Source organism: Desulfovibrio sp. SGI.102 (assembly GCF_050314315.1).
Classification (GTDB): domain Bacteria; phylum Desulfobacterota; class Desulfovibrionia; order Desulfovibrionales; family Desulfovibrionaceae; genus Desulfovibrio.
This window is the reverse complement of record NZ_JBNPNC010000099.1, coordinates 1-3,678: the sequence shown is the minus strand read 5'-3', so window position 1 is coordinate 3,678 and position 3,678 is coordinate 1. Positions and strand designations below refer to the sequence as shown.

The 3,678-nt window shown below is 60.2% G+C and carries 2 protein-coding genes; both read right to left on the bottom strand.

Annotated elements, in window-relative coordinates:
- Positions 1–230: 230 nt before the first annotated feature.
- Positions 231–1,142, bottom strand: coding sequence for a glycyl-radical enzyme activating protein (locus ACQRCJ_RS12135; protein ID WP_427799911.1), 912 nt, complete (start codon positions 1,140–1,142; stop codon positions 231–233).
- Positions 1,143–1,206: 64 nt separating this feature from the next.
- Positions 1,207–3,678, bottom strand: a 2,472-nt coding sequence (gene hpsG / locus ACQRCJ_RS12130) for a (2S)-3-sulfopropanediol dehydratase (RefSeq protein WP_427799910.1), incomplete at its 5' end; no start/stop codon positions are given.

Here is a 3,678-nt window from a genome sequence, read left to right as displayed (position 1 = left end):
TTGCTTTGGCCTGTATCCTTTGGAGGAAACTAGTATAGCAAGATGTATGCCGGACATTCTCTAAATAGCTATTAAAACATATAACATGATCTATTCAAGTAATACATAAACAACATTCTATTATCAGGATAAAAAATCAATACATACCTATATTCAAAAATGAAAATATCCTCCAATGCTGACAGCACTGGAGGATATTCCGGCAATGGAGATACATTCTTTAACGGATATCAGTCCTTTTCCGGGAAAACTTCCTCGACGATACTCCGCAGGCGCGCCAGTATCCCGGCGTCTACCTGAGCAGGGCCGCCATAGGGGTATTCCCTGCCCAAAAAGCGGTACTTCTGCTCACCCATGCGGTGGTAGGGCAAAAGCTCGTAATGGACGGCATCCATGGAACGGGCCAATTCGACGATACGCCGGATCAGCTCTTCGTCATCATTGATACCGGGGATGAGCGGCGTACGCAGGTGGATGGGCAGATGCGGATACGCGCTCCGCACAGCCGCAAGGTTGCGCAGGATGCGCTCATTGCCCATGCCCGTCGCCTTTTTGTGGGCCTCGCTGTCCAGATGCTTGATGTCGAACAAAAGGTAGTCGAGCTTGCCGCAGGCGGCAAGGATGGTCTCTTCGGGGGCCTGACCGCAACTTTCCATGGCGGTATGCACGGCCCGGTGTTCCGCCTCTTCCAGGATGGAGAGGCAAAAATCCCCCTGCTGCAACGGCTCGCCGCCGCTCAGGGTCAGGCCGCCGCCGGAGCGGGCATAAAAGGCGGCATCTTCTTCCACCTTGTCCAGCACTTCGCGGGCCGTCATGGTCTTGCCGTAAAAGGTCAGCGCCTGTCCCGGACAAACCTCCGCACAGGCACGGCAAGCAGGATCGCAGCGTTCCCTGTCCCGATGGATGCCGTCCTGCTCGAGGCGCAGGGCCTGTTGGGGACAGGTGGCCACACAGCGCCCGCAGCCAAGGCATTTGTCCGCATTGTACGCCAGTTGCGGTGCGGCCTCCTGGGATTCGGGATTGCTGCACCACAGGCAGCGTAGCGGACAGCCCTTGAGGAAGACCAGCGTCCGTATGCCCGGGCCGCCATGCACGGAATAGCGCTGGATGTTGAAAACGGTACCGCGATTCTTGTCCGACATGGCATCTCTCCCGAAAGGCGGAAGGGGGCCGAAGCCCCCTCCCTGAGGTTGGATTGGCGATTTACTAGACCTGCTCGTGCTGGGTACGGGCGATGAGGTCGTCCTGCAGATCCTTGGACAGTTCCGTGAAGTAGGCGCTGTAGCCCGCGATGCGGACGATGAGGCCGCGGTACTTTTCGGGATCCTTCTGGGCATTGACCAGGGTCTGACGATTGACCACGTTGAACTGCACATGCCACAGCCGCAGGTCCACGAAGGCGCGGATGAAGCTCACCAGCTTGCGGGTACCTTCCTTGCCGGCCAGGCAGCTGGGGGTGAACTTGATGTTCAGCAGGCGGGCGGCACGCTGGAACATATTGTAGTTCTTGGAGTTGAAGTTGGAGAGCAGCACTGCGGTAGGCCCGTTGACGTCGGCGCCGTGCGAAGCGGAAGAGCCGTCAGACAGCGGCGTCCAGGCCTTGCGGCCGTTGGGCGTGGCGGAGACCACGCGGCCGAAGGGCACGTGCGAGGTGAAGGGCACCATGCGGAAGTCGCACTTGATGCCCAGACGGGGCGCGTACTTCTTGCTGAATTCCTGAGCCAGGCGGTCGATCTCCAGACCGATGCTGTCGGCGTAATCATCATTGTTGCCGTAGCAGGGGGCACTCTGCAGCATCTTGCGGACGTCTTCCTTGCCTTCGAAGTTGCATTCCAGCGCGTCCAGCAGCTCCTGCATGGTCAGTTTCTTGTCGTCGAAGACCAGCTTGCGGACAGCCGACAGGGAGTCGATGGCCGTACTGTAGCCCAGGCATTCGAAGTAGCCGAGATCCAGGCCGCCTTCGTAGTGGTGATCCTGGTGCAGGTCCACGCATTCCTTCATGGCCAGCACATGCAGGGCATCGGAGATGGGCGTGGCAAAGTGCTGCGCGCGGGCCTTGATGATGTGGTACTGCTGCATGAAGGCGTGGCGCATCAGGTAGTTCTGCTGGGTGGCGTAGGCCTGCCAGAACTCTTCCCAGGTGGTGAAGTTGCGCACGTCACCGGTCTCCACGGTCAGCAGTTCGTCGCCGTACTTCTTCATGCGGCCGTTGTAGAGCACCAGTTCCACGGCGGCACCAAAGTTCATCTGGGCATGGCCGCTGGTGTAGGTATCCACGCGGGGCATACGGATCTCGGCGCAGCCGGAAGCGGCATAGTCATAGATGTCTTCCAGGGGAGCGCCCTTGGCCAGATGCAGGGGGATGATCTCGTCGTCATTGAGCAGCTTGGGGAAGCCACAGCCCTGCTTGATCATCTCGGCCACAGCGGTCAGGAAGCGCTCGGGAGAACGGCTGTGCACACGGGCGGCCAGGTCGGGGTAATGCAGGGGGCATTCCCGCTTGGAACGCATGATGATGTAGGACAGCTCGTTGGTGGCGTCGCGGCCGTCGCGGGTCTGGCCGCCCACGGTCACGGCTTCCCAGTGGGAATAGCCTTCATGCGTGGCCTTGTTGTAGGGCGTGATGGCCAGGTCCAGGCACTGGGCCATACTGGCCCACATGCACTGGAAGAGCTCGATGGCGCCCTCCTCGTCGATGCGGCCTTCGGCCAGGTCCTTCTGGTAGTAGGGCCAGAAAAGCTGGTCCATACGGCCGTTGGTGGGGTTGGAGCTGATCTTCTGCTCCAGGCGGGCAAAAGCCTGGGTGAACCAGTGGGCCTGGATGGCTTCATGGAAGGTGCGCGGCGGGTTCTCGGGCACCCATTCGCAGTTGGAAGCGATGGTCAGCAGCTCCTGCTTGCGGCGGGGATCGGTCTCTTCGGCGGCCTTGCGGCGGGCCAGTTCCGCATGGCGGCGGGCCCAGGTGACGATACCTTCACTGACGGTGACGATGGCTTCCAGGTAGGGACGCTTTTCGCTCTGGTCCACCGGATCGTCGGGATCCAGTTCGGCCATGCGGGCCAGGGCTTCTTCACGGATGCCCTTGAAGCCCAGCTTGAACAGGCGTTCCCAGTCCAGGCACCACTGCAGGCTGGAACGATTGGAGGCCGTTTCGCAGCAGATGTAGCGGGAGATGTAGCCGCCCTTGTCGGCATAAGCCAGGCGGTGGGACTCGGGATCCAGACGGCTGTTCAGATCCTGGTGGAAGGTCTTGTCCTTCCAGTAGGGGGTGATGGTCTCTTCCACGGCGCGGGCGTCTTCGGCGTTGACGTCGAAGGGGGAAGCCTCGTGGCCGGGCAGTTCCTTGAGGGCGGACGCCTGATAGTCGCCGTCCAGTTCGGGATACAGGATGCCGTAACGGGCGCCCTGCTGATCGCAACGGCCGGCAATGAGCTGATCATCGTCGATGTAGACGGTCATGTTTTCGCCGATGTGCTTGAGGGCCTTGGCCCAGCGCAGCACCAGCAGTTCGCCTTCGGTCTGCTTCATGGATTCGGTGAACAGCAGCGCGCGCTCCACGTCGATATGGGGCTTTTTACCTTCAAAGGCAGCCACCAGACGGTACAGGCGGGGATGCTTTTCAGCATAGGGATTGCTCTTGCCGGCGATGGTATCGAGAAGGAGCTGTTCCTGTTCGGA

Bases quoted from the DNA above. Each gene is read 5' to 3' on its own strand.
- ACQRCJ_RS12135 (WP_427799911.1), bottom strand. From the start codon at position 1,142: ATGTCGGACAAGAATCGCGGTACCGTTTTCAACATCCAGCGCTATTCC.